This is a genomic window from Corynebacterium sp. HMSC28B08, assembly GCF_001806865.1.
GTDB classification, from domain to species: Bacteria; Actinomycetota; Actinomycetes; order Mycobacteriales; family Mycobacteriaceae; genus Corynebacterium; species Corynebacterium auriscanis.
This window is the reverse complement of the sequence record NZ_KV786158.1, coordinates 35,196-59,501: the sequence shown is the minus strand read 5'-3', so window position 1 is coordinate 59,501 and position 24,306 is coordinate 35,196. Positions and strand designations below refer to the sequence as shown.

General features: G+C 59.0%; 14 protein-coding genes. 12 read left to right on the top strand and 2 right to left on the bottom strand.

Annotated features, from left to right (window positions below; all coding sequences use genetic code 11):
• The first annotated feature begins 5 nt into the window (after positions 1-5).
• From mnmA to HMPREF3098_RS02285, 3 genes are all read left to right on the top strand, one after another.
• The gene (gene mnmA, locus HMPREF3098_RS02295) at positions 6-1,148 is read left to right on the top strand and encodes a tRNA 2-thiouridine(34) synthase MnmA (protein WP_070433836.1); all 1,143 of its coding nucleotides are present in this window, start codon (positions 6-8) and stop codon (positions 1,146-1,148) included.
• Positions 1,149-1,218: 70 nt separating this feature from the next.
• Positions 1,219-2,214, top strand: a complete 996-nt coding sequence (locus tag HMPREF3098_RS02290; protein WP_070433835.1) for a uroporphyrinogen decarboxylase/cobalamine-independent methonine synthase family protein — start codon at positions 1,219-1,221, stop codon at positions 2,212-2,214.
• 180 nt (positions 2,215-2,394) lie between these two features.
• The gene (locus HMPREF3098_RS02285) at positions 2,395-2,613 is read left to right on the top strand and encodes a hypothetical protein (protein WP_035115275.1); all 219 of its coding nucleotides are present in this window, start codon (positions 2,395-2,397) and stop codon (positions 2,611-2,613) included.
• Between the two features lie 301 nt (positions 2,614-2,914).
• Here HMPREF3098_RS02285 and ligA read toward each other — a convergent pair whose 3' ends face one another.
• Entirely contained in the window at positions 2,915-4,960 is a 2,046-nt protein-coding gene (gene ligA / locus HMPREF3098_RS02280; protein WP_070433834.1) for an NAD-dependent DNA ligase LigA, read from the bottom strand.
• 606 nt (positions 4,961-5,566) lie between these two features.
• Between ligA and HMPREF3098_RS02275 the strand changes: the two genes are divergently transcribed.
• From HMPREF3098_RS02275 to ilvA, 8 genes are all read left to right on the top strand, one after another.
• Entirely contained in the window at positions 5,567-7,330 is a 1,764-nt protein-coding gene (locus HMPREF3098_RS02275; RefSeq protein ID WP_070433833.1) for an acetyl/propionyl/methylcrotonyl-CoA carboxylase subunit alpha, read from the top strand.
• Positions 7,331-8,995, top strand: a complete 1,665-nt coding sequence (locus tag HMPREF3098_RS02270) for an acyl-CoA carboxylase subunit beta (protein ID WP_235700807.1) — start codon at positions 7,331-7,333, stop codon at positions 8,993-8,995.
• A gap of 149 nt (positions 8,996-9,144) precedes the next feature.
• Positions 9,145-18,129 carry a type I polyketide synthase gene (locus HMPREF3098_RS02265; RefSeq protein WP_070433832.1) on the top strand — a complete coding sequence of 2,995 codons (8,985 nt, stop codon included), beginning with the start codon at positions 9,145-9,147 and terminating at the stop codon, positions 18,127-18,129.
• A gap of 70 nt (positions 18,130-18,199) precedes the next feature.
• On the top strand, positions 18,200-18,613 hold the full coding sequence (locus HMPREF3098_RS02260) for a holo-ACP synthase AcpS (RefSeq protein WP_035115343.1): 414 nt from the start codon (positions 18,200-18,202) through the stop codon (positions 18,611-18,613).
• Between the two features lie 294 nt (positions 18,614-18,907).
• Entirely contained in the window at positions 18,908-19,042 is a 135-nt protein-coding gene (locus tag HMPREF3098_RS11965; RefSeq protein WP_256364842.1) for a hypothetical protein, read from the top strand.
• A 210-nt stretch (positions 19,043-19,252) separates the two neighbouring features.
• On the top strand, positions 19,253-19,933 hold the full coding sequence (locus HMPREF3098_RS02255; RefSeq protein WP_210385921.1) for a 3'-5' exonuclease: 681 nt from the start codon (positions 19,253-19,255) through the stop codon (positions 19,931-19,933).
• 97 nt (positions 19,934-20,030) lie between these two features.
• Entirely contained in the window at positions 20,031-21,554 is a 1,524-nt protein-coding gene (locus HMPREF3098_RS02250) for a cation:dicarboxylate symporter family transporter (RefSeq protein WP_070433830.1), read from the top strand.
• 129 nt (positions 21,555-21,683) lie between these two features.
• A complete protein-coding gene (gene ilvA, locus HMPREF3098_RS02245) occupies positions 21,684-23,234 on the top strand; it encodes a threonine ammonia-lyase, biosynthetic (RefSeq protein ID WP_070433829.1) in 1,551 nt (516 codons plus the stop codon).
• Here ilvA and HMPREF3098_RS02240 read toward each other — a convergent pair.
• Positions 23,227-23,901, bottom strand: a complete 675-nt coding sequence (locus tag HMPREF3098_RS02240; protein ID WP_070433828.1) for an ACT domain-containing protein — start codon at positions 23,899-23,901, stop codon at positions 23,227-23,229. The genes ilvA and HMPREF3098_RS02240 overlap by 8 nt on opposite strands.
• Before the next feature lie 62 nt (positions 23,902-23,963).
• Between HMPREF3098_RS02240 and gatC the strand changes: the two genes are divergently transcribed.
• Positions 23,964-24,269, top strand: a complete 306-nt coding sequence (gatC, locus tag HMPREF3098_RS02235; protein ID WP_035115286.1) for an Asp-tRNA(Asn)/Glu-tRNA(Gln) amidotransferase subunit GatC — start codon at positions 23,964-23,966, stop codon at positions 24,267-24,269.
• Positions 24,270-24,306 lie beyond the last annotated feature (37 nt).

Sequence of the window (24,306 nt, the reverse complement as noted above, 5' to 3'; positions counted from 1 at the left end):
CCACTATGCGTGTTGTAGCAGCAATGAGTGGTGGAGTGGATTCGGCGGTCGCGGCCTCCCGGGCGCTGGAAGCGGGGCACGATGTGGTCGGCGTGCACCTAGCCCTATCCCAATCTCCGGAAGCTGTGCGGGCGGGCTCACGTGGTTGTTGCTCCCTCGAGGATTCCGCCGATGCCCGGCGCGTGGCTGACAAGTTGGGCATCCCGTTTTACGTGTGGGATTTCTCCGATCGCTTCAAAGCGGATGTGATCGATGATTTCGTGGATTCGTACGCAATTGGTGAAACCCCCAATCCATGTTTGCGCTGCAACGAGAAGATCAAGTTTGAGGCGCTCCTGGACCGTTCCATTGCGCTGGGATTCGATGCCGTGGCGACGGGGCACTATGCACGGCTGCACGACGGTGTTTTGCGTCGTGGCATCGATGCCAATAAGGATCAGTCCTACGTGTTGGGCGTGCTGACTGACGAACAGTTGGCGCACTGCATGTTCCCCGTCGGCGATACGATCAAGCCCGATATTCGTGAAGAGGCGGCGGGGCACGGGTTCGGCGTGGCGTCTAAGCCGGACTCGCACGATATCTGCTTCATCCCCGACGGCCGGACCCAGGCCTTTTTGGGCAACAAGATCGGTCTGCGCCCCGGCATGGTGCAGTCCACGGCCGGGGAAAAACTAGCGGAGCACGAAGGTGTGTACGGTTTCACCGTCGGCCAGCGTAAGGGTTTGGGGTTGCCGCGGGAGGGGCTCGACGGACAACCTCGCTATGTCACTGATATTGACGCCGCCACGGGCACCGTGACTGTGGGGCACCGTAGGGACTTACGTATCGGCGGAATCGTTGCAGATCGGCTGAAGCGATTGAATCCTGAGGTTCATGGACGGGAGTTCGAGTGCGAGGTCCAGGTGCGGGCCCACGGAGGTGTGGTTCCGGCGCTGGCGCGATTGGTTGATGATCCCGATCCGGTCACTCCGGCAGGTCGCGAGAAGCGCGATGATGAAGCCCCGTGGCGCTTGGAATTGGAACTGCGTGAACCCTTGGAGGGAGTGGCGAGGGGCCAGGCAGCGGTTGTTTACAAACCCGAGGATGACGGGGATATTCTACTGGGGTCGGGCACGATTCGTGCGACGAGCCCGTGGGATCGCGTATAGGCCCGCGCTAGATTCAGGGAGTACTCAGCGAGGAACGCCGAAAACAGCCATCTACGTGCGAAGGACAGATATGCGGTTCGGTTGGTGGGAAAACACTGTGGTCCGGAATCTCGACTACCGAGAGGCATGGGCGGCTGCCATGCGCAGGACGGTGGATGTGGAGGAGGACATCGGCTGTGAACCTGCTTTGAGTGTGGTGCGCATGGGTGATACCACCGCCGCTACTGCGTCGATAGCGCAGATCCCCGTGCGCAGTAATGCCAGGGGCTGGGAGCTCACGGCACATCCCAGCTTGGAATCTCGCCGTGTTGACGGTGCGTGGCGCGAAATCCGTGACCTCGCAGAAGAGCTGGTGATTGGGCGTACTCAGCGGTTGATGGTGCACGTGGAAGGCCCGTGGAGTTTCGGAGCGAACGTGGAATACCGTGGGCACGCCCTGCTGCGCGATCGCCCGGCTTTCCGAGATTGCGCTGTCACGCTGGGAGAGGCAGTGGCGGAGGCAGCACAGTGGTGGTCCGAGGCCATGGGCAGTGCAGGTAACCCTGCAGAAGTGATTATTGCCGTTCATGAACCCCGGGTCGCAGAAGTCGCCAGTGGCCTGAGCGGATCCACTGATTTTGACACCTTCGACCCCGTTGACCGCCAGATCTTGGCGGGTGTGTGGGAGCGGTTCGCCTCCCAGGTGCACCGCCCGATGGTGTTGAACACACATGGCCCCTTGGATGACGAGGTGGTGTATGCCGTGGGGGCGTCGGAATGGGAAGCGGTGGTAGTGGCACCGGAGCAACTGCAGTCGTCTGCGGCGAAGGACCGGATTGGCCAGTTAATCGGGACGGGGCAGCGCATTGGGTGGGCGTTGGGCTCTGCGGAGGTTGCGGCGGGAATCGAGGGTGGTGAATCGGCTGCTGTCAATATGTTGAACCAATGGAGACAATGGTCGTTTGAGGAGGGGATGCTGCCACGTATGGTTGATGTGGTAGTTCCGGAAGGGGTGCGAACCAAGGGAGAGGCTTCAGAAGCGGCTGCGGCGGCGAGAATTGCAGTATCTTCGCTGGTGAAAGGCTAATATTCACCTATTGTTCTTACGTGGCCTTAATGAAATCTTTACCCCCTTACCTGGGGGTAAATTTGTTTAAGCCCATTGCGGAGGGTGGGTGCGGCCCATAGTGTCGTCGGTGAACAACAGCGATATTGTTCAACAAACGCAAGGGCTTCAAGCCATCTCCACTTCGAAAGGTGAAACACAATGGGTTCCGTAGAGCAGATTTTCGACAACTTCGACCTCATCAAGTTCGTTAAGGACTTCTTCGGCCAGCTGTTCGAGGGCAACGACTTCGGCGCTGCACTGTCCGACGCAGGTTCTTCTCAGCTGTCCGGCGGCACCGATTCCGCTGAGACCGCAGGTTCCGCTTCCGAGGCTCTGGGTTCCCTGAGCGACTCCGCAGCTACCGAGGCTGCAGAGTAAATCGTTAGCGCGACTGCATCGCAGTTCCCGCTGCGAGAATTCGCACTGGTGTGAATCGTTTGAAAGCCCAGCTCCACATGTGATGTGGATGCTGGGCTTCATTATTTTCTGGGGGGCACTCCGGTAGCCTCAATGTGTCGCTGCTATTCCCTGTGGCCCGAGCGGGCACTAGCGGGAGCAATGATCGGGGGGCACTCCGGTAGCCTCAATGTGTTGCTGCCATTCCCTGTGGCCCGAGCGGGCACTAGCGGGAGCACTGATCGGGGCACTACCTAGAAACCGCCCCACAACTGAGCTCGTTCTACACCGAACCGTCATCCAACAGCTTCATAAATTGTGCCTCGTTCAGGATGGGCACACCCAGATCCTCGGCCTTGGTGAGCTTGGACCCGGCCTTTTCACCCGCGACCAGGTAGCTGGTCTTCTTCGATACGCTGCCTGCCGCCTTGGCGCCACGGGATTCAATAGCTTGTTTTGCGCTATCGCGATCGAAGTTTTCCAACGTGCCCGTCACCACAATGGTCAGGCCTTCCAGAAGGGACGATTGGGCCAGATCCTCCTCGGTTTGTTCAGGGGCTTGTTCTTCCATCGTCACACCCGCTGCCGCCCACTTGTCGACAATATTGCGGTGCCATGCAACGGTGAACCAATCAGCGACGGATTTGGCGATGATTTCCCCAACCCCATCGATGGTGGACATCTCTGCCACGCTCGCCTCGCTGATTGCGGGGATGCTGTGGTAGTGCGCAGCTAAAGCTTTCGCGGCAGTTGGGCCTGCATGGCGTATAGACAAAGCAACGATTACGCGCCATAGTTCTACCTGCTTGGCGCCTTCTAGCTTCTCCAGCAGGGTTTCACCGGCCTTGTTGAGCGCCCCCGCCTTGGTGGAATAGGCAGTGGTCTTCTTCAGATCCTCCTCACCAAGGTCGAACAACTCTGATTCATCTGGGAGCACGCCCGAGTTAATGAGGTCATACGCGGCGCGCTCGCCCAACGCATCAATATCGAATGCCCCGCGCCCCGCCAGGTACGTGAGGCGCGTGTGCAGTTGGCCGGGGCAGCTGCGGGTATTGGGGCAGCGCCAATCGGCGTCGCCCTCCTTAGAAGGAGCCAGGGGGGTGCCACATTCTGGGCACACGCTTGAGAAGAGGTATTCCCGCTGCGTTCCATCGCGTAGATCCTCGACCGGCCCCAAAACCTCTGGGATGACCTCACCGGCTTTGCGGATCATGATGGTATCTCCCAGTAGCACACCTTTGCGGTGAGCTTCCGTGGGATTGTGCAACGTGGCCATGGTGACGGTGGACCCTGCCACATACTTCGGCTCCATCACGGCATACGGAGTGGCGCGGCCCGTGCGACCGATGCCGATGCGGATGTTGCGCAGGCGCGTCATGGCTTCTTCGGGCGGATACTTATATGCGATGGCCCAGCGCGGGGCGCGGCTGGTGGTACCTAAGCTGAGTTGTTCATCGAGGGAATCGACTTTAACTACAAGGCCGTCCATCTCGTGTGCTGCATCGTGGCGATGATCCCCCCAATACGCAACTTCCTTGAGGACTTCCTTGGGGGAGTGCAACTGCTTAGTGTACGGGCTGACGGGCAGGCCCCACGCCTCGATCGCACGGTAGGCCTCGTGTTGGCTGGAGACATTAAAGCCCTCACGAGCCCCGATGCCGTGGCAGATCAGGCGAAGTGGGCGCTTTGCTGTGTCTGCTGCGTTTTTCTGACGCATCGCACCAGCAGCAGCGTTACGAGGATTAGCGAACAGCTTCAGCCCTTCCGCCTGCCGTTGGGCGTTCATTGTTGCGAAGTCCTCAACTTGGATGAACACCTCACCGCGGATCTCTACGAGCTCCGGAACGGGAAACTCCTCGGTGCCCGTGAGGGTATCCGGGATGTCATCGAGGGTGCGTGCATTGTGAGTAATGTCCTCACCGGTGGTGCCATCGCCACGTGTAAGGGCCAGTTCCAGCTTCCCGTCGATATACAGCAGGTTGATCGATGCGCCATCAATCTTCAGTTCCGTGAGGTAAGTCTCCGCCGGGGTGCGCGTCAGCCACGCCTCTAAGTCGCCAGCATTGAAGACATTGTCCAAGGACAGCATCCTCTCGCGGTGGTCCACGTTGTTGAATGCACTCGGCGGGGCTGGGGCGACTTCCTGGGTGGGGCTGGTCCCGGTGACAGCTTCAGGGTGCGTCCTTTCGAGCTCCTTGAGCTGTGCGAGGAGCGTGTCGAACTCCTCATCGCTGATCGTAGGATCGCCGTAGTAATAGCGTTCGCGGTGCGTACGCACCTGCTCTGCCAACTGGCGCCACTGCTCCGTTAGTTCTGGCTGTGTGGTCACAGGTTCCAAGCTTAGTCACGGGGCAAAGTGTGAAGGCGGTGTGGTGGTTGCACTTTGTCGTATCTCGCCTCTTTTTTCCGACGCCGCTTGGTGCTGCCATTGCTGATGGTCGCGGGCGGGGTGGCGGTTGCACTTTGTCTTATCTCGCCTCTTTTTTCCGACGCCGCTTGGCGCTGCCATTGCTGATGGTTGCAGGCGGGGTGGCGGTTGCTGCGCCTTTAATCGACGCCGCTTGGTGCTGCCATTGCTGATGGTTGCGGGCGGGGTGGCGGTTGCTGCGCCTGTATAGAATTACACGTTTTTTAATAGCCCGACTTTGGCACACCGAAAGTGAGCCAGCGCACATTTGGCCGTAGCGAGGCGAACCTCATGGGTGTGTTTTTGGCTCCCAGATCTATATATATGAATCCCACAAACATGCACGCTGCCCCGGTTGTGCAGGCCACAACAGCGGGGGCAAGAGTTGTGTTGCTAGGTGGGGGAGTTGTCGCAAGCGTTCCTAGAGTTTTGCCCATTCCTCAACGCACCTCCGCGACCTCCTGTAGGGGCCGCGGAGGTCTTGAGGATAAACCAACCACCGAAATCACTAATCCGGAAGGGCAATAGATGATCACACGGATTTTAGTGGCCAACCGCGGCGAAATCGCGGCACGAATCATCCGCACAGTCCACGACCTGGGGTTGAAAGCAATCGCTGTATACGCAGATGCAGACAGGGATTCTCCCGCGGTGCAACTCGCGGATGAGGCATATTCTCTAGGCGGCGGTACCGTAGGGGAGACCTACCTGAATTTGGGCAAAATCTTGGAGATCGCCCGCCGAAGTAACGCCGATGCGTTGCATCCCGGTTACGGATTCCTCTCTGAAATCGCCGATGTCGCCCACGCGGTCACCGATGCCGGATTGGTGTGGATCGGCCCTTCGGCCAACACAATCAATCAACTTGGAGACAAGATCTCGGCCCGCCGCACAGCACTCATCGCGGGAGTACAACCTGTGCCGGGGACTAACGATCCCGTCGATAGCATGGCAACGCTCCGCAGCTTCATCGATACCCACGGCCTGCCTATCGTCGCCAAACGCTCCGATGGCGGAGGCGGGCGCGGTATTGAAATCATGCGCACACCAACGGACGTCGAAGAATTCGGCGTCCGCCACGACGGCTCTGACATGGATGCGTTCTTCCTGGAAAAATTCGTGGAAAACGGGCGCCACGTGGAAACCCAATGTATGGCAGACGCTCATGGTGACTTCGCCGTCGTGACTACCCGCGACTGTTCAGTACAGCGCCGAAATCAAAAGCTCATCGAAGAAGCCCCCGCCCCATTTCTCACCGAAACTGCCGAAAGAACCGTCCGTGATTGGTCCCGTAAGCTCTTTCGCTACACGGAATACCAAGGCCTCGGCACCTGCGAATTCTTGGTTAAGGGAGACGAAGTCTATTTCCTCGAGGTCAACCCACGCCTCCAGGTGGAACACACTGTTTCCGAAGAAATCACTGGCCTCGACCTCGTCACCCAGCAAATTCGCATTGCCGACGGAAAACAGCTTCCCCAGGTTCCCGAGCCCCGCGGGCATTCCGTGGAATTGCGTATCACCTCCGAAGACCCGGGCGCCGATCTCACCCCCACGGCAGGCACCATCACCACATTGAATTGGCCCATGGGGCACGGCATACGTATCGAGACCGGTGTTCGCGAAGGAGATAGTGTCACGCCGGATTTCGACTCCATGATCGCCAAACTCATCGTCACTGGACCAGATCGTCCTACCACCATTAAGCGCTGCCTACGCGCTCTCACCGAGCTGACCATTGAGGGCGTGGCCACGCCAGCGCCACTGTTAGAACGAATCCTAACCCACCCCGACTTTGCCGAAGACTTCGCCGTGGGCACGAAGTGGCTCGAAGAAGAATTTTTGCCACAGTGTGAGCTGCCGGCTCCTTTCGCTGAAAGTGGCGTCGAAAAAGAAGAACAAGAAACCCTGCACCTGCCTATAGAAATCGACGGACGTCGACACACGCTTACCTTGCCAGCAGGGTTACTCCGTACCGGAGGGGGAGAGGAGAAACCGCAGCAACCCCGTCGGGGTTCCTCCAAGAGGAACGGCGCCACCGCGGGGGGTGATGGGGCCGTTGGCGCAGATGGCGTGGTTGCTTCCCCGATGCAGGCCATCGTCGTGCGCGTGCCCGTTGAACCAGGTCAGAGGGTCGTAGAAGGGGATGTCCTCATCGTGATTGAGGCCATGAAGATGGAGAAATACATCCATTCCACCGCCACTGGGGTGGTCGAGGAAATCCTCGTGGATGTGTCCCAAAACGTTCCCGCAGGCACCCCGCTGCTCAAGATCGCTACCGAGAAGGAGGCATAAATGGGGATTCAATCACTGCGTCTGCAAGTCAGCCGGGTTCTGGGCCGCAAGAAAGCCCCCCTGAACCTGCCACCGACCGTCGACCCAGGCATGTCCGCGGATTCTGAAGGGCACGCACATCCACCCGTCGGTAGTAAAAACCGCATTGACTACGCTTCGGCCTCGGCCGCAGCCGAGCGCAAAGCGAAGAAAACTCAGCATGCAAAAGGCAAGAAAACCGCACGCGAGCGCATTGCCAGCTTGTTGGACGAGGATTCCTTTGTGGAGTTTGGACGGTTCCATGGCGGCGACGTCACGCAAGGTTTTTTGGGCGCTGCGGTTATTACTGGATTCGGGGAGATCGACGGCCGCAAGGTTGCGCTCTACGTCCAGGATTTTTCTATCCAGGGTGGCACGCTGGGGAAAGTCGAGGGTGTGAAGATCTGCTCTCTCCTGGATAAGGCAATGGCCATGCGGATACCCGTCATTTCCATTCTGGATTCTGGCGGGGCGCGTATCCAGGAAGGTGTACAGGGGTTGTCTGAATACGGTCGCATCTTCCGGCGCTCCTGCAAAGCCTCCGGAATGATCCCGCAGATTTCCTTGATCTTGGGCCCCAGTGCCGGCGGCGCGGTGTATTCACCAGCGCTGACCGACTTTGTCATCATGACTCGAGAGAACTCTCACATGTTCGTCACCGGCCCCGATGTCGTGCGCGCAGTCACAGGGGAGGACGTTAGCTCCGCGGACCTTGGTGGTGCCGAGCTGCACAACGTGCAATCCGGTGTTGCCCATTACCTGGGTGAGGACGAAGAAGACGCGTTCGGGTACGTCCGCAGCTTGTTGACATATTTGCCCAGCCACTGTGACGAGATGCCACCGAGCTACACATACAAACCTTCTGCTGCCGACGAAAAAGCCGCAGCGGCCGTGAAGGATTTGGTGCCCGATAATTCCCGTCAGCCCTACAACATGGTGGACGTGGTGGAATCCCTCGTGGATCACGGGGAATTTGTACAGGTCCAAGAACATTTCGCCCCATCTATCATCATTGGCTTTGCCTGCATTAACGGTGAGTCCGTGGGTATCGTTGCCGACCAGCCGATGCACAATGCCGGTACGTTGGACGTGGATTCGTCCGAAAAGGCTGCGCGGTTTGTGCGTTGCTGCGATGCCTTTGGCTTGCCGGTAGTGACTCTCGTTGACGTGCCGGGCTACCGCCCGGGAGCCGATCAAGAACAGGCCGGCATCATTCGTCGCGGTGCCAAATTGATCTTCGCTTACGCTAACGCGACCGTACCGTTAGTCACCATCACTCTGCGCAAGGCATACGGTGGGGCTTATATCGTCATGGGGTCCAAGTCCATCGGCGCCGATTTCGCCTATGCCTGGCCCGATGCAGAAATCGCCGTGATGGGCGCCGACGGGGCAGTGAGTATTTTGAACCGTCGGGAGATCAAGGCTGCGGGCCCAGCCCCCGCCGCAATGGCAGCCAAAGCCAAGGAATTGGCAGAGGAATATGCGGCCCAGAACATCAACCCAAACCTGTCCGTGGCAACCGGCGAGCTGGACGGAATCATTTCGCCAGAAGGCACCCGCCAAGCCATTGCCGAATCACTCGAAGTGTTGCGGACCAAAGACCGCACTCACAGTGGCCTCAAGCGCCATAACAACGGCCCGTTGTAAACCTCGTTTTCAACCAGTTGGCTTCTCGTGGTGCAAGACCCATTGCGTTTTACCACCTGGTTTCCTGCGGCGTTAACCCCTGCTCAACCGCGTTACATCTTTGCGGTACATCCCTCTTTCCAACCACACATTCTTAGGACTTCACCTCTATGGCACCCACTAGTTTCCTCGCTCACCTGAACACCTCAGGTGATAAGTACGCGATCGTTATGGCCGGGCAATCTAGCCCATGGCAGGAGCTGTTACGCTCCCAGATCGCAGACCCACAATTGTGTTCTATCTTCGGCGGGCTGCTGCGCGCCTCCGATGACCTGCTTGCACCCGTCGCCCCGCAGCTTGTTGCCGTGAGCGCCGGCACACTGAGCGGGCAGCGCCTAGCCCACGACCCCAATGGGGTGAACGCGGCACTATCCGTCCCCGGAATCACCGTTACCCAGTACCTGCAGTACCGGGCCCTTATCAATGCCGGTTTGGATGTTGCGGCCAACCAGCCCATTGCCATACTGGGACATTCCCAGGGTGTGTTGGGAGTGGGCATGGTTCAATCGGATAATCCCGCGGAAGTACTCGCCATCGCGCGCCTCATCGGCGCTGCAACCTCCCGCGCCTCCCGCGGCCTATCCACCCCGCCCATGCTGGCGATTGAAGGGCTGGGTACTGCGGAAGTCCGTGCGGCCATTGACGGTACTGGTGTGGAGCTGGCCCTAGTGAACGGCCGGACCCGTCACGTGGTTTCCGGAAAGCCATCTGATCTGGAACTGGTGAAGCGCACACTGAATGCTGACGTGAACGCGGAGTATTTAGAAGTCGCAGCGCCGTTCCATCACTCCATGCTCAGCGACGGTGTGGAGCAGGTCATCACTTGGGCCAAGGCATGTGATCTGCCTCTTGAACTGGCAGAAACCTACGCCCGCACCGTCATGACGGACCACATTGACTGGCCCGCGGAGCTCCGTGGCGTGGCCGGTGCACAATGGCTGATCGAGTTAGGCCCTGGGCGCAGCCGCCTCACGGAAGACAACGTGGAGGGAACCGGTGTGGGCATTGCCCGCGCGCACACCCTTGATGAGATCGACCGCCTGGCCACCGTTGGGAATCTACCACCGCGCACCACCGATTGGTCTCGTTATGCTCCGCGCGCGGTGCAGCTGCCCACCGGTGAAGCCGTTGAAACTGCCTTCAGCCGCCTTACCGGCAACTCGCCTATCATCCTCGCGGGGATGACCCCGACCACGGTTGATCCGGAGATCGTCTCTGCCGCGGCCAATGCAGGGTTCTGGGCAGAGTTGGCCGGTGGTGGACAGGTCACCGCAGAGGTTTTCGCTAGGAACCTCGCGGACCTAAAGGAGCAGTTAGATCCCGGTCGTACAGCCAAATTCAACGCGATGTTTATGGACCGTTACCTGTGGAACCTGCAGTTCGGTGCTCAGCGGATCGTGGGCAAGGCGCGCGAATCCGGTGCACCCATCGACGGTGTGGTTGTTTCGGCCGGTATCCCGGAGTTGGACGAGGCTCCTCAGCTGATCGAGGAACTGCAATCCCAAGGTTTCCGGTATGTGTGCTTTAAACCCGGCACCAAGTCCCAGATTCGTCAATGCCTGGCCATCGCCGAAACCGTCCCAACCACGGTCATTTTGCATGTGGAAGATGGCCATGCCGGTGGTCACCACTCGTGGGAAAGCCTCGATGACCTGCTGCTGAACACATACGCGGAGATCCGGCGCCACGATAACGTCATCCTGTGCGTGGGCGGCGGAATTGGCACCCCGGATCGTGCTGCGGATTTCATCTCCGGTGAATGGTCCTTAGATCACAACATGCAGAAGATGCCGGTTGACGGGGTACTCATCGGCACTGCGGCCATGACGGCCAAAGAAGCCCGAACTACTGAGCCGGTCAAGGACTTGTTGGTGGCCACCCCTGGTGTCGCAGGCAATGAGTGGGAGGGAGGTGGTGTCCGCTCTGGCCTTTCCCACTTGCGCGCGGACATGTACGAGATCGATAACGATGCCGCCGCCTGCGCTCGCCTTATCGCCGAGGTCGAAGGCGATATGGACCGCATCAATGCCCGTCGCGATGAGATCATTGAAGCACTTAACAAGACCGCGAAGCCGTACTTCGGCGATTTACCTGAGATGACTTACGCGCAGGTGGTCCGGCGCTTCGCTGAACTGTCCTATCCATGGGTCGATCCCTCCTGGTCCCAGCGCTACTGGGAATTGCTGCAACGGGTTGAGGCTCGTTTATCGCCGGCGGATCACGGACCGGTGACAACTCTTTTTCCTTTTGTGGACGACGCCGACCAGGCCTTCAGCGCCGCCGACAAGCTCATCGCGGCCTATCCTCACGCGGAGAAACTTACCCTCACAAGTCTAGATGCTGCCTGGTTCGTATCACTGTGCCGTAAATACCCAAAGCCGATGGGCTTCGTGCCCGTTCTGGATGACGATCTGCTGCGTGCGTGGGGACAGGATTGTCTGTGGCAGTCGCAAGATGACCGTTACGAGGCCTCCGCTGTCCGTGTGATTCCCGGGCCAGTTTCTGTGCGTGGCATTACGACGAAGAATGAACCCATTGGCACAATTTTGAACCGGTTTGAACAGGCGGTGCGGGCACGTCTTGGGAAGTCGACCCCGGTGGTCTCCCGTTTGGCTTCGGCCACCACCGCCGAGGAGCTCATTCAAGCTGCCCCATTCATCTCCTGGACCGGGCACGTCATGGATAACCCAGCACACAACCTGAGTTGCTATGACTTGGTGATTGACAACCCAGAAGACATCGGACGGGCTACTGTCTCCGCAACCCTCACGGTGAAACTGGATACGTACTGGGACGGATCACAAGCCGATGCGCACGCCGTGCGTGAACTGGTGGTGCCACTGTTACTGCCGACTTCCGTTGTCGATGGCGGCCTGCCGATTGTGGATGAAGATCGCTTACCAGAATCCATGTATGCATTGCTCGCAGGCACTGCGGGTGTGGGCAACACGTCCGTTACTCACGATGAGATCACGGCCATGCCTGCGATGGTGCCGTCCGAACGTTCTCCGTACGGGGAGGCACACTACGCCTTCCATCTCACCGACAACCTCGGCCCTGATCACACGGCTGTGACGGGCGCGGATATGGCCACCGCCCGCATTGTTCCCGACGCACTATTGGGGCCATGCTGGCCAGCGATTTATGCCGCACTGGGGTCTGCACGCGTGAACGATTACCCAGTTATCGAGGGGTTGCTCAATGCGGTGCACCTAGACCACACTGTCAGTTTCTCACGCCCCGTCGACGGACTGGATGCCGCCCGGGTGGACGTGATTAGCTGGGCAGAATCTGTACAGGAATCGTCTTCTGGTCGTGTCGTGCAGGTCAACCTGGAGCTTCGCATCGAAGGTGAACTATTGGGCACTTTCACCGAGCGTTTCGCGATTCGTGGCCGTGCATTCGGTACGGATAAGCCCAGTGAGCCAGCATTCGCAGGGGGCGTAGAAAAGATGGAGGACACTCCGCGATCCACGTTGCTGCGCGAGGTGGTGACAGCACCGAGCAACATGACACCGTTCGCGTGGGTTTCCGGTGACTTCAATCCGATCCACACCAGCTACGCCGCAGCCACCGTTGCTGGACTCGAAGCGCCACTGGTGCACGGAATGTGGCTATCCGCTACTGCCCAACACGCTGTGGCCAAATCTGGTTACCGCATTACTGGGTGGACATACCGCATGTTTAACATGGTTGCGCTGGACGCCGAAGTGGAGATAAAGGTCGAACGTATCGGCCGTCGACCCCAGGGTGGTTTGGTACTGGAAGTGACGTGTTCTATCGACGGGGAGCTGGTCTCACAGGCCACCGTCGCCACGGACATTCCACGATCCGCATACGTCTACCCAGGCCAAGGCATCCAGTCCAAGGGCATGGGTCTGAATGAACGCGCCAACTCCCGCGCCACCGCGGAGGTGTGGGAGCGCGCCGATGCGCACACGCTCAGTGCACTGGGCTTTTCTATTCTCACCGTCGTGCGCGATAACCCCACGGAACTCACCGCGGGGCAGACCGTCTACCGGCATCCCGAGGGCGTGCTCAACCTCACGCAATTTACCCAGGTCGCGCTGGCCACGCTGGCTTTCGCCCAGACGGCGCGCCTTCGCGAAGCCGGAGGAGTAGCGGACGGGGCGTTCTTCGCTGGGCACTCCTTGGGTGAGTACAACGCGCTATCCGCTTACGCTCAGGTCATTGACCTAGAAACCGTATTGGAACTGGTATTCCACCGTGGATCCACCATGCACAACTTGGTTGAGCGGGATCCTCAAGGGCGCTCCAATTACCGCATGGGCGCGCTTCGTCCGAACCAATTTGGGGTTACAACTGATGAGGCCGTCAAGCAATACGTCGCCGAGGTCTCTCGCGGCACCGGCGAGTTCCTGGAGATCGTCAACTACAACTTGGCCGGCCAACAGTACGCTGTTGCCGGAACTATCCCTGGCATCGAAGCTTTGGAACTCGACGCCAACGAGCGTGCCGCCGCAGCTGGTGGCAAGGGTGCGTTTATGCTGGTTCCGGGAATTGATGTGCCTTTCCACTCCCAAGTACTGCGCGGAGGCGTGGGGGAATTCCGGGATCGCCTCACTGAGTTGTTGCCACAGCACATTGAGATTTCAGCACTGGAAGGACACTACGTTCCGAACCTCGTAGCCATCCCGTTTGAACTGACTCGCGAGTTCGCTGAGACCATTCTGCAGGTTGTTCCTTCCGAGCCGATCAAGGAGGCCTTGGAGAATTGGGATGTGCAAGACCGCAATGAGCTGGGTCGCATGCTGCTCATCGAGCTCCTGTGCTGGCAATTTGCTTCCCCGGTGCGCTGGATCGAAACCCAAAAGCTGCTGCTGCGTGACAAGCAGGTTGAGGATTACATCGAGGTCGGTTTGGGCGCAGCCCCGACGTTGGCGAACCTGGCCTCCAAGACGTTGGCGTTGCCACAATTTGCGGATCTCACGGTGCGCGTGTTGAACGTGCAGCGCGATGAGAAGTTGGTGTACCAGCAGGACGTTCACACGATCGAGGATCCGCGAGAGGAGGCCCCCACCGAGCCAGCGACGAACCAGCCAGCGGCGAACCAAGCGGTTGCAAACCAAGCAGTTACAAACCAGGGAAACTCGGCTCCACCAGCCAATCGGCCAGCGACGAACCAAGCTGCTACAGGCCAGGCACCAGCCACACCAACTGCACCAGCCGCATCACCTGTGTTAGCTGCGGAAGCCGCGCAAACCTCCCCATCCGTGGCTACTGCACAGGCCGTGTCTGCTACGCCCGCTGCACCGGCTGCGGAAATCCCGACCCTGCCTTACAGGGCCTCGGATGCCATCAAGACTCTCCTTGCGTACTCCAACAAGGTCCGCGCCGACCAGATAGGTGATGCGGATACGACGGGCACCTTGACCAATGGTGTGTCCTCCCGCCTGAACCAGTTGCTCATGGACATGTCCGCAGAACTGGGCCTGTCCAGTGTGGAAGGCGCGGCAGAAGCCGATGTCGCCACATTGTCCGGCACCGTGGATAAAGCCGCATTCAACTACACAGCATTCGGACCCATCCTGGGCGAGGCCGTCAAGGACCGCGTACGTAAGCTCTTCGGTGCCTCTGGTGCCAAGCAATCCTTCATCGGTGAATACCTCACCACTGAATGGGGCTTGGGCGATGGGTGGGCCGCGCACACCACCGCAGCCATCGTGTTGGGTACCCGTGATGGTGCTTCCGCCCGCGGTGGCGACCTCGCGACGTTGCCTACGGAGGTCGCCTCTATGAGTGCAGTAAAAGACCTTATCGACGAGGCCGTTACCCAGGTCGGTTCCGCTCACGGTATCTCTGTAGCCAAGCCGGCTTCCTCTGGCGCCGACGGGGTAGCGGTGGACTCCGCCGCGCTGGATGCTTTCAGCGAACAGATAACGGGCTCTCTTGCTTCCACCGCCCGCCATCTACTTGATTCTCTGGGTTTGGGTAGCACCGAGTCCACAGATTTTGCAGAGGATAACGACGCAGCCACGGTGATGGAGGCCGTCGAAGCAGAGTTGGGCAGCACCTGGCCGCAACTCGTCTCTCCGTGTTTTGACTCTCGCCGGGCTATCCTCTTCGATGACCGTTGGGCAACAGCCCGTGAGGACGTAGCGCGGCTGGGCACAGGTGAGGCACTCGACGTCAACCTCAATTCTTTCATCGGTACCGGGCAGGCCGTGGCGGATCAAGCACTGTGGTGGGCGGAACGATCCGAAGCCTCTGAACTGCTACGTTCCATAGCGAACGCGGCCACTTCCACAAATCCTGGGGAATATCACAGCCAGGTGGCTGTCGTTACCGGTATGACTCCCGATTCGATTGCCGGTGGTGTGGTCGCCCGATTGCTCGAAGGCGGCGCAACAGTGGTGGCAACCGCATCGCGAATCACCTCCAGCCGGCTCTCCTTTGTCAAAGACTTGTACCGCCGCCACGCGCGGGCAGGTGCGGCGCTGTGGCTGGTACCTGCGAACCTAGCCAGCTACCGTGACGTGGATGCGCTCGTGGAATGGATTGGCAATGAGCAGACCGAAACCGTTGGCTCTGATGTCAAGGTCACCAAGCCGGCACTGACCCCGGACCTGTATTTCCCCTTCGCCGCACCACCGGTCATGGGCTCTGTTGAAGATGCCGGCGCAGCCGCGGAAAACCAGGCCCGCCTGCTGCTGTGGAGCGTGGAACGTTCCATGACCGCCTTGGGCCGGATCGGCGTGGAATCCAACGTCGCCCACCGCCTGCACGTCGTCTTGCCGGGTAGTCCAAACCGGGGCACGTTCGGCGGCGATGGGGCATATGGCGAAACCAAAGCCGCGTTCGATGCCATCGTGAACAAGTGGAAGGTGGAACCGTGGGCGGAGCGGATCACCATTGCGCATCCTCGCATCGGCTGGGTCGCTGGCACCGGGCTAATGGGAGGAAATGATCCACTGGTCGAGGCCGCACAGCGCGCGGGTGTTCGTGTATTCACCCCGGCGGAAATCTCCGAAGAACTGCTGGCCCTGTGTACCTCCCAGGCACGTCACCAGGCACGAAAGTGTCCCATCGAAGCCGACCTGACCGGCGGCCTAAGCGAAATAAATATCGGGGAGCTCGAGGAAGTGGCGTCGGATAAAAAGGTCAAAGAGGAAGAACAACCGGCAACTGTCGATGCCCTGCCGACCCCGTACCAACCCACCCAACCTGCAGGGACGTGGGGTACGACCACTGCGACGCTGGATGAGACTGTGGTGATTGTTGGCCTTGGCGAGGTCAGCCCGTGGGGTTCCGGCCGCACCCGTTTTGAAGCGGAATATGGCATTCAATCCGATGGCACCGTGGACCTCACCGCGGCTGGTGTGCTGGAGCTGGCATGGATGACCGGGCTGTTGACCTGGAAAGATACCCCAAAGGCGGGGTGGTACGACCAAGAGGATCAGATCGTTGACGAGGCGGAGATTTTCGATCGCTACCGAGACGAGGTTGTGGCGCGTTCCGGCGTACGCACATTCGTGACGGATTCTGCGATTGCCAACGACGGTGAAGGGCCCCACAGTCCGAAGTCCGTGGAAATGTTCCTCGATCGCGATGTGACCTTTAGCGTGGATAGCAAAGCCGATGCTAAAGCGTTCGTGGAGGCCGACCCGCAATTCACTCGTGCCGTTGACGTTGACGGTGAATGGCAGGTCACGCGGTTGGCTGGGGCGCGTTCGCGAGTTCCCCGTCGCGCGACGTTGGCCCGGCGCGTGGGCGGGCAGTTTCCCACGGATTTTGATCCCACCCGCTGGGGCGTGCCGCAGGACATGGTGGAATCCCTCGACAGGATGGCTGTGTGGAACCTGGTTGCCACCGTGGATGCTTTCCTCTCCGCCGGCTTTAGCCCGTCCGAGCTGCTGGAGGCCGTGCACCCGGCCGAGGTGGCGATGACGCAGGGCACGGGTTTTGGTGGCATGACTTCCATGCGCAAGCTCTTTGTGGACCGATTCCTAGGGGAGGATATCCCATCGGACATTCTGCAGGAGACCTTGCCAAATGTTGTGGCGGCCCACACCATGCAATCCTTCGTGGGCGGTTACGGTTCCATGATCCATCCGGTCGGTGCGTGTGCCACCGCCGCGGTCTCGATTGAAGAAGGCATGGATAAGATCCGCTGCGGAAAAGCGGACTTTGTGGTGGCCGGTGCGGTGGATGACATTTCGGTCGAGTCCATTTCCGGCTTCGCCAACATGAATGCGACCGCGAACTCGGAGGCCATGGCGGCTAAAGGGATTAGCGAGCGCTTCTATTCCCGCGCTGGTGATCGCCGACGCGGTGGGTTCGTGGAAGCACAAGGTGGCGGTACCGTATTGCTGGCCCGCGGTGCAGTCGCGGCCCGCATGGGGCTGCCGGTCTATGGCGTGGTTGGGTTCGCACAGTCGTACGCCGACGGTATCCACACCTCCATTCCAGCTCCCGGAATCGGTGCGTTGGCATCGGTAAGGAAGAGCTCGCAGATACGCGGGAACCTGGAAGCGCTTGGTGTAACTGCAGATGACATCGCCGTGGTGTCCAAGCACGATACGTCGACGAATGCGAATGATCCGAACGAAGCCAACCTGCATACGCGAATGGCTAAGGCGCTGGGGCGCACCCCGGGCAATCCAATGTTCGTGGTTTCCCAAAAGACACTCACCGGTCATGCCAAAGGTGGTGCAGCGGTATTTCAGGTCGCGGGTATTACCGACATGTTCCGCACGGGACGGATACCGGGTAACCGCGCGCTCGATTGTTTGGATCCCGCGATGGAGGATTCGCTGTTCCTCGTGTGGCCGCGTTCGCCACTGCAGCTGGACCGGACCATCAAAGCGGGCATTTTGACCTCGTTGGGCTTCGGACACGTCTCCGCCGTTGTGGTACTGGTTCATCCTGCGGCTTTCCAGGCCGTGGTGGCCACGGAGCTGGGAGAGGACAGTGCCGCCCAGTGGCAGGAACGCGCTACTCAGCGTTTGCGCCAAGGCGTGCGCCGACGGGAAGCCGGCATGCTGGGGCATGCGCCGTTGTTCGAACGTCCTGCTGGGCGCATCTATGAGACGGATGACGAGGAAGCGGCGATGCTCCTGGGAGACGAATCGTGATCATTCGGTTACGTAGGAAGCACCCAGACCGTGCCGTGAAGGCTCTGATGCGCCGGGATAGGCAATCGTGATCCTGGGCATCGGGACTGACCTAGTGAACGTGCCGCAGTTTGCAGAGCTCCTGAGCGAACCCGGCACGAGTTTTGGCGAAGCTTTCACCGCTGCCGAGTGGAGAGCAGCCCAGCGCCGAGCTGAGGTGACCGGGAATCAGGCCCAACACCTCGCCGGGCGGTGGGCGGTGAAGGAAGCTTTCATCAAAGCGTGGTCTGCGGGGCTTTATGGTCGTCCGAACCCCGTGACAGCGGAGCAATTGGTGTGGCAGCACATTGAGGTAGTGCAGGATCACTGGTCCAGGCCCGCGCTACGGCTGCACGAACCTTTGGCTGCGATCGTGGTGGCAAGTTTGGGAGACATCCGGTGGCACGTTTCGCTAAGCCACGATGGTGACTATGCCATTGCGACGGTGATTGGAGAGCAGGTGTGACGGCGAGTTGGGCACAACTTTATCGATAGTAAAACCGCCTGTAGTGATACTTAGGCACATACTTCCAGGTGGAGGTAGGGGGTGGGCAGTCTATCGGAAATATAAGTGCTTTCAGTGCGAGAAACTCTGTTGCCTGCGCAAACGCTGGAAAGTCTATGATTTTAGCGGGGTGAATAAGGATGTAACTGGCGTCACAAAGCTCGATCGGGCACGGGGGCTGGCCATAGCGTGTAAAGCACACGGACGGACAAGCTCCAACCACCGTCCACACCACGCAACGAAAGGATACCCACTATGGCTTTCCCAGATATCTTCAACAAGGACTTCAACATCGCCGACGAGGCAAACGCATTTGTTTTCGGTGACGATGGCGGGCTGTTCATCGAGGCGGACAACAGCGCCCGCATTGCCGACGACATGCTGGTCTAAAACCGACGCGCCGGTTTAACCCCGGCATGTTGGTCTAACTCAGGCCTATAACCAACCTATTTCCCAAGCAATCCGCGCAGCATCGTAGCGGTTTTAGCTTGGGTTTTTTATATGGGCATAGTCAAGGCGCCCAGGGAACCGGGATGCGGCATAGAAACCTGGTTCCTTGTATCAATGGGGTTGTCGCACGCGGACTATAAAGTAGGTCGCATGAACGCACCGATCCCACACTTTGAACCCGCCAACATGCTCAGCTTCGACCTAGAAACTACCGGAACTAACCCCAAGACCTGCCGCATCGTTACCAGCGCCATGATCTCAATAGCGGGGCGCGAACGGGACGATCTGGAACTGCTTGCCGACCCAGGGATCGAAATCCCAGAGCAGGCCACCGCTGTGCACGGAATTACTACTGAGTACGCCCGTGAGAACGGTCGCCCGCACGATGAGGTGCTGGCACAGACCATTGAGATGATCCGTGAGGCCTGGCGGCGCGGCGCCACCTTGGTGGTGTACAACGCTCCTTATGACCTGAGTGTTCTTCATGCACTCGAGCCCAGCTTTACCATTGACGGCTTGGTCTTTGACCCCTTGGTTGTAGACCGCGCGATGGATCCGTACCGCAAGGGCAAGCGCAGGCTAGAAAATGTCTGTGAGCATTACGGAATCGAATTAACGAATGCGCACGAGGCCACGGCCGATGCTGTCGCTGCAGCCCGTGTGGCGTGGAAGTTGGCCAAAAAATACCCCCGATTGGTACAGGATAGTGGCGAGGAATTGATGGTCCAACAGGCCCAATGGTTCTACGAATCACAAACTAAACTGCAACAATGGTTCGACTCTAAAGGGCGGGACATCACAGTAGGAACCAGTTGGCCTGTTCAACCGTAGGGGACCCAACTTGTTTATTCGCTGTGGAAGGTCAAGAATACCGCCTAGGGGACGATAGTCGCCGGTTTACCCTGACGTTTTAGAAGCGGATAATCTCATGGCTTACACAGATATCACCTCGCACAAAGGGCCAAGCATTGCCCCCAGTAAGCGGGAGAAGAAAGACAATACTCACTGGCTCTACATTGCGGTGATTATCGCCGTTATTGGGGGCATCGTTTTGGGGCTCGTGGCTCCAGATGTGGCCCAGGGGCTTAAGCCTCTGGGCACCACGTTCGTCAATATCATCAAGATGATCATCCCTCCGGTGATCTTCTGCACCATTGTCTTGGGTATCGGTTCCGTACGCGCGGCTGCATCTGTGGGTAAAGCCGGTGGTATTGCCTTGGCGTACTTCATTACGATGTCCACCTTCGCTCTGGCAGCAGGGTTGGTTGTTGGTAACCTTATCCAGCCGGGCGAGGGTTTGGATATTCACGCTAACTCCAAGGCCGTCGAAGAGGCCTTAAGTAAGAACGCGGAACAGCCTCACGGCCTTATCGGCTTCATCCAGTCGATCATTCCGGAGACATTCTTCTCCGCCTTCACCAGTGGATCTGTTCTGCAGGTTCTGATGATTGCCCTGCTGGTTGGCTTCGCCATTCAGTCCATGGGCAAAGCCGGTGAGCCAATCCTAGGTTTTGTAGCCCACCTGCAAAAGCTGGTGTTCAAGATTCTGGGTTGGATTCTATGGCTGGCACCAATCGGCGCTTTCGGCGCTATTGCTGCTGTTGTCGGCGCTACCGGGGTACAGGCTGTGGTGCAGCTGGGCGTGCTGATGTTGGCCTTCTACCTCACCTGTGTCATCTTTATCTTCGGCATTCTCGGAACCATCCTGAAGGTCTTTACGGGGTTCAACATCTTCAAATTGGTCAAGTACCTAGGCAAGGAATTCTTGCTGATCTTTGCGACCTCCTCTTCCGAGTCGGCTTTGCCGAACCTCATGCGCAAGATGGAGCACATCGGTGTGGATCAGTCCACCGTGGGCATCGTGGTTCCTACCGGTTACTCCTTCAACCTCGACGGCACCGCTATCTACCTCACGATGGCTTCGATCTTCGTGGCAGACGCCATGGGTAAGCCCATGAACATCGCTGAACAGATCAGCTTGCTGGTGTTCATGATCATTGCGTCTAAGGGCGCAGCTGGTGTGACCGGCGCAGGCATCGCAACCCTCGCCGCCGGATTGCAGTCCCACCGCCCAGATTTGCTGGACGGTGTGGGGGTGATCGTCGGAATCGACCGCTTCATGTCCGAGGCCCGTGCGCTTACCAACTTCGCAGGTAACTCCGTGGCAACCCTGCTGGTCGGTACGTGGACTAAGACCATCGATAAGGAACAAGTTCATCGCGTACTCGACGGTAAGGATCCATACGTGGCTGCCGAGGACGATGCTGATGTCGATCTTCGCTACCCTTCGGTGAAGAATCCCGCCACCGAAACCCTGCAGCCCACCCCACAGCTGGACGTGGATGCCTACCACAACGCGAGCACTGATCAGCCAGGCGTGACGGGTTCGGCTCACCCGCAAAGCAACGTCCGCCCGGATCTGTCCACCTCCAAGGGGCCGCTGGACAAATAAGGCACGACCTGCGGGTGGTGTAGCCGAAATACCGGTTGGGGTTAGCGACCGAAACAAACCCCCAACCCCGCACATCAAACCCCAACCCCGACTGCACAGCGCCAGTCATCACAGATAACATGGTTCTCCATGGTGATGACTGGCGCTGATTATTTGCGAAACATTGTGGCTGCACCCGTGTACCAAGCGGCGATCCACACCCCCTTGGATAACATGCCCTCACTCAGTGAACGCATTGGTAATACAGTCTTGGTTAAGCGCGAAGATCTGCAGCCTGTCCACAGCTTCAAGATCCGTGGTGCCTTCAACAAAATGGCACAGCTCACGGAAGAGGAAAAGGCACGAGGCGTGGTGGCTGCCTCGGCAGGCAACCATGCGCAAGGAGTGGCGCTGTCCGGCCGGAAACTGGGGATCCGCTCGATTATCGTGATGCCTGAACCCACCCCTTCGATCAAGGTCGATGCCGTCCGTAGCTTCGGTGGGGAAGTGTTGCTTCACGGCGCGAACTTCGACGAGGCAAAGACCAAGGCCATGGAACTATCGGAAACCAAAGGCATGGTCTGGGTAGCGCCTTTCGACGACGAGGCCGTTATTGCCGGCCAGGGAACCATCGGTTTGGAAATCTTCCAATCTTGTTCCGATGTTGACCGCGTATTTGTTCCCGTCGGTGGTGGCGGTATCGCGGCGGGTATCGCCGTGCTGCTGAAGCAACTGCGCCCTGAGATCCAGGTCATTGGTGTGGAACCAGAGGAATCTGCATGCCTTGGCGCCGCACTACAGGCTGATAAACCCGTCACGCTCGACCACGTCAGTTTGTTTGCCGAGGGCGTGGCCGTCAAACAAATCGGTGCCGAAACCTTTCGTCTCTGTAAGGAATACCTCGACGATTGCATCACGGTTACCTCGGACGAAATCGCGGCGGCGACGAAGGATATCTACGATGACACGCGAGCGATCGCAGAGCCCGCCGGGGCAGTCGCGCTGGCGGGGCTGAAAGCGTACGTCGGGGAGCATGGCGTCGAAAAAGAAAAGCTAGTATGCGTGCTATCTGGCGCCAATATGAACTTCCACTCGCTGCGCTACGTCAGTGAGCGGGCGGAGCTCGGCGAGGGGACCGAAGGAATCTTCGGAGTTACGATCCCCGAGGTCGAAGGTGCCTTCTTGGACTTCTGCAAGGTGCTTGGTGGCCGGTCGGTTACGGAATTCTCCTACCGGGTGGGTGAAAGGCAGGCCGACGCCCCTCAGGCCCGCATCTTCGTGGGTGTGCGGGTCACCGAAGGTAAGCGGGAACGCGCCGCTATTGTGCGCGACCTAGAGGGGCAGGGCTACGGGGTGGTCGATCTATCCGATGATGAGATTGCGAAAGAGCACGTGCGTTACATGATTGGCGGCCACCCGCCGCATCACATCAGCGAACGGGTGTACAGCTTTGAATTTCCGGAACGACCGGGCGCGCTGCAGCACTTCCTCGAGGTGCTGGGCACGCGGTGGAATATCTCGATGTTCCACTACCGCAGCTTCGGAATGGACTACGGTCGCATCCTCACCGCCTTCGAAAACGTTGCGAACGATGGGGATTTCGAGCGGCACCTAGCTAAGCTCGGCTACCACTCCACCGAGGTATCCGACTCGGATAGCTACGCGTTCTTCCTGCGTTCGAACGGCGAGGGTGCTAGCTGAAAAAAGCCCCGACGATGGTGCCCATCTGCCGCAGGTGTTCTACCTCGGATAGGAGGAAATCGGGCCCGCCGGGGCGACCAACGACCAATAAGAGGGACGTGCCTTGAATTGGAGTTGCAGCCAGCGCGGAATCCATGACCGCCCAGTTTTCGGGGATCCAATCCTCGCGTTCGGAATTGAGCACACGGGCTTCTACGACGGGGGCGGCCTCCAGCTCCTTGCCGTTGTCTGCGGGCGCGGCGGACGACGCGGCAACGCGATGCGTGCGTGGCTCGGTGTCCAATACGATTGACCAGCCAGCGGTCATCGACTGCGGCAGGCTGTTCATCATGAGGTCTAAGGCTTCGGTGAGGTTTTTCCGCTTATCGGCTACATCGGCCAGCATCTTTACCTGTCCGCGGCGATCAACCGTTCCTGAAAACGGCCGGATCGAGTCGACGTAAACCCCGTCGACTTCTTGTGCAGCGGTGATGAGGGAGTCAGGTAGGGAACCGGTGGGCAGGTTGACCACAATGTCATCGACAACGGTTCCAATGTCCTCCGAGGAATCGGCGTTGCCCACGATGTCCACGCCGCGGATATCGCCACCGACGGTACCAATGGCTACGGCTAGTTTGCCGAGAACGCCTGGAACATCGGGCATACGGACGCGCATTAAGTAGGACATGCGTCCGAGTCTAGCTACACCTGTCCGCACTTGGTGTCTAAAGGGTGACTAGAGTAGTGGGCATGTCAGAAATTTCGCGTGATGATGTAGCCCATTTGGCCAAGTTGGCCCGCCTGAAGCTCACCGATGAGGAGCTCGATCACTTCGCCGCTCAGATCGATGGCATCGTCGATCATGTGGCAGCTATCCGCGAGGTCGATACGGAGGGCGTGGAGCCTCTGAGCCACCCCACCCAGAATGTCGACGGCACCGAATCCGTTATGCGTGAGGACGTAGTGATTCCCAGCCTGACCGCCGAACAAGCACTGGACCAGGCCCCGGCCGCAGAAGACCAGCGCTTCGTGGTTCCACAGATTCTGGGCGAATAGTTCCCCAGCTAGCACCCTTATTGACCAGCTTCGTCAC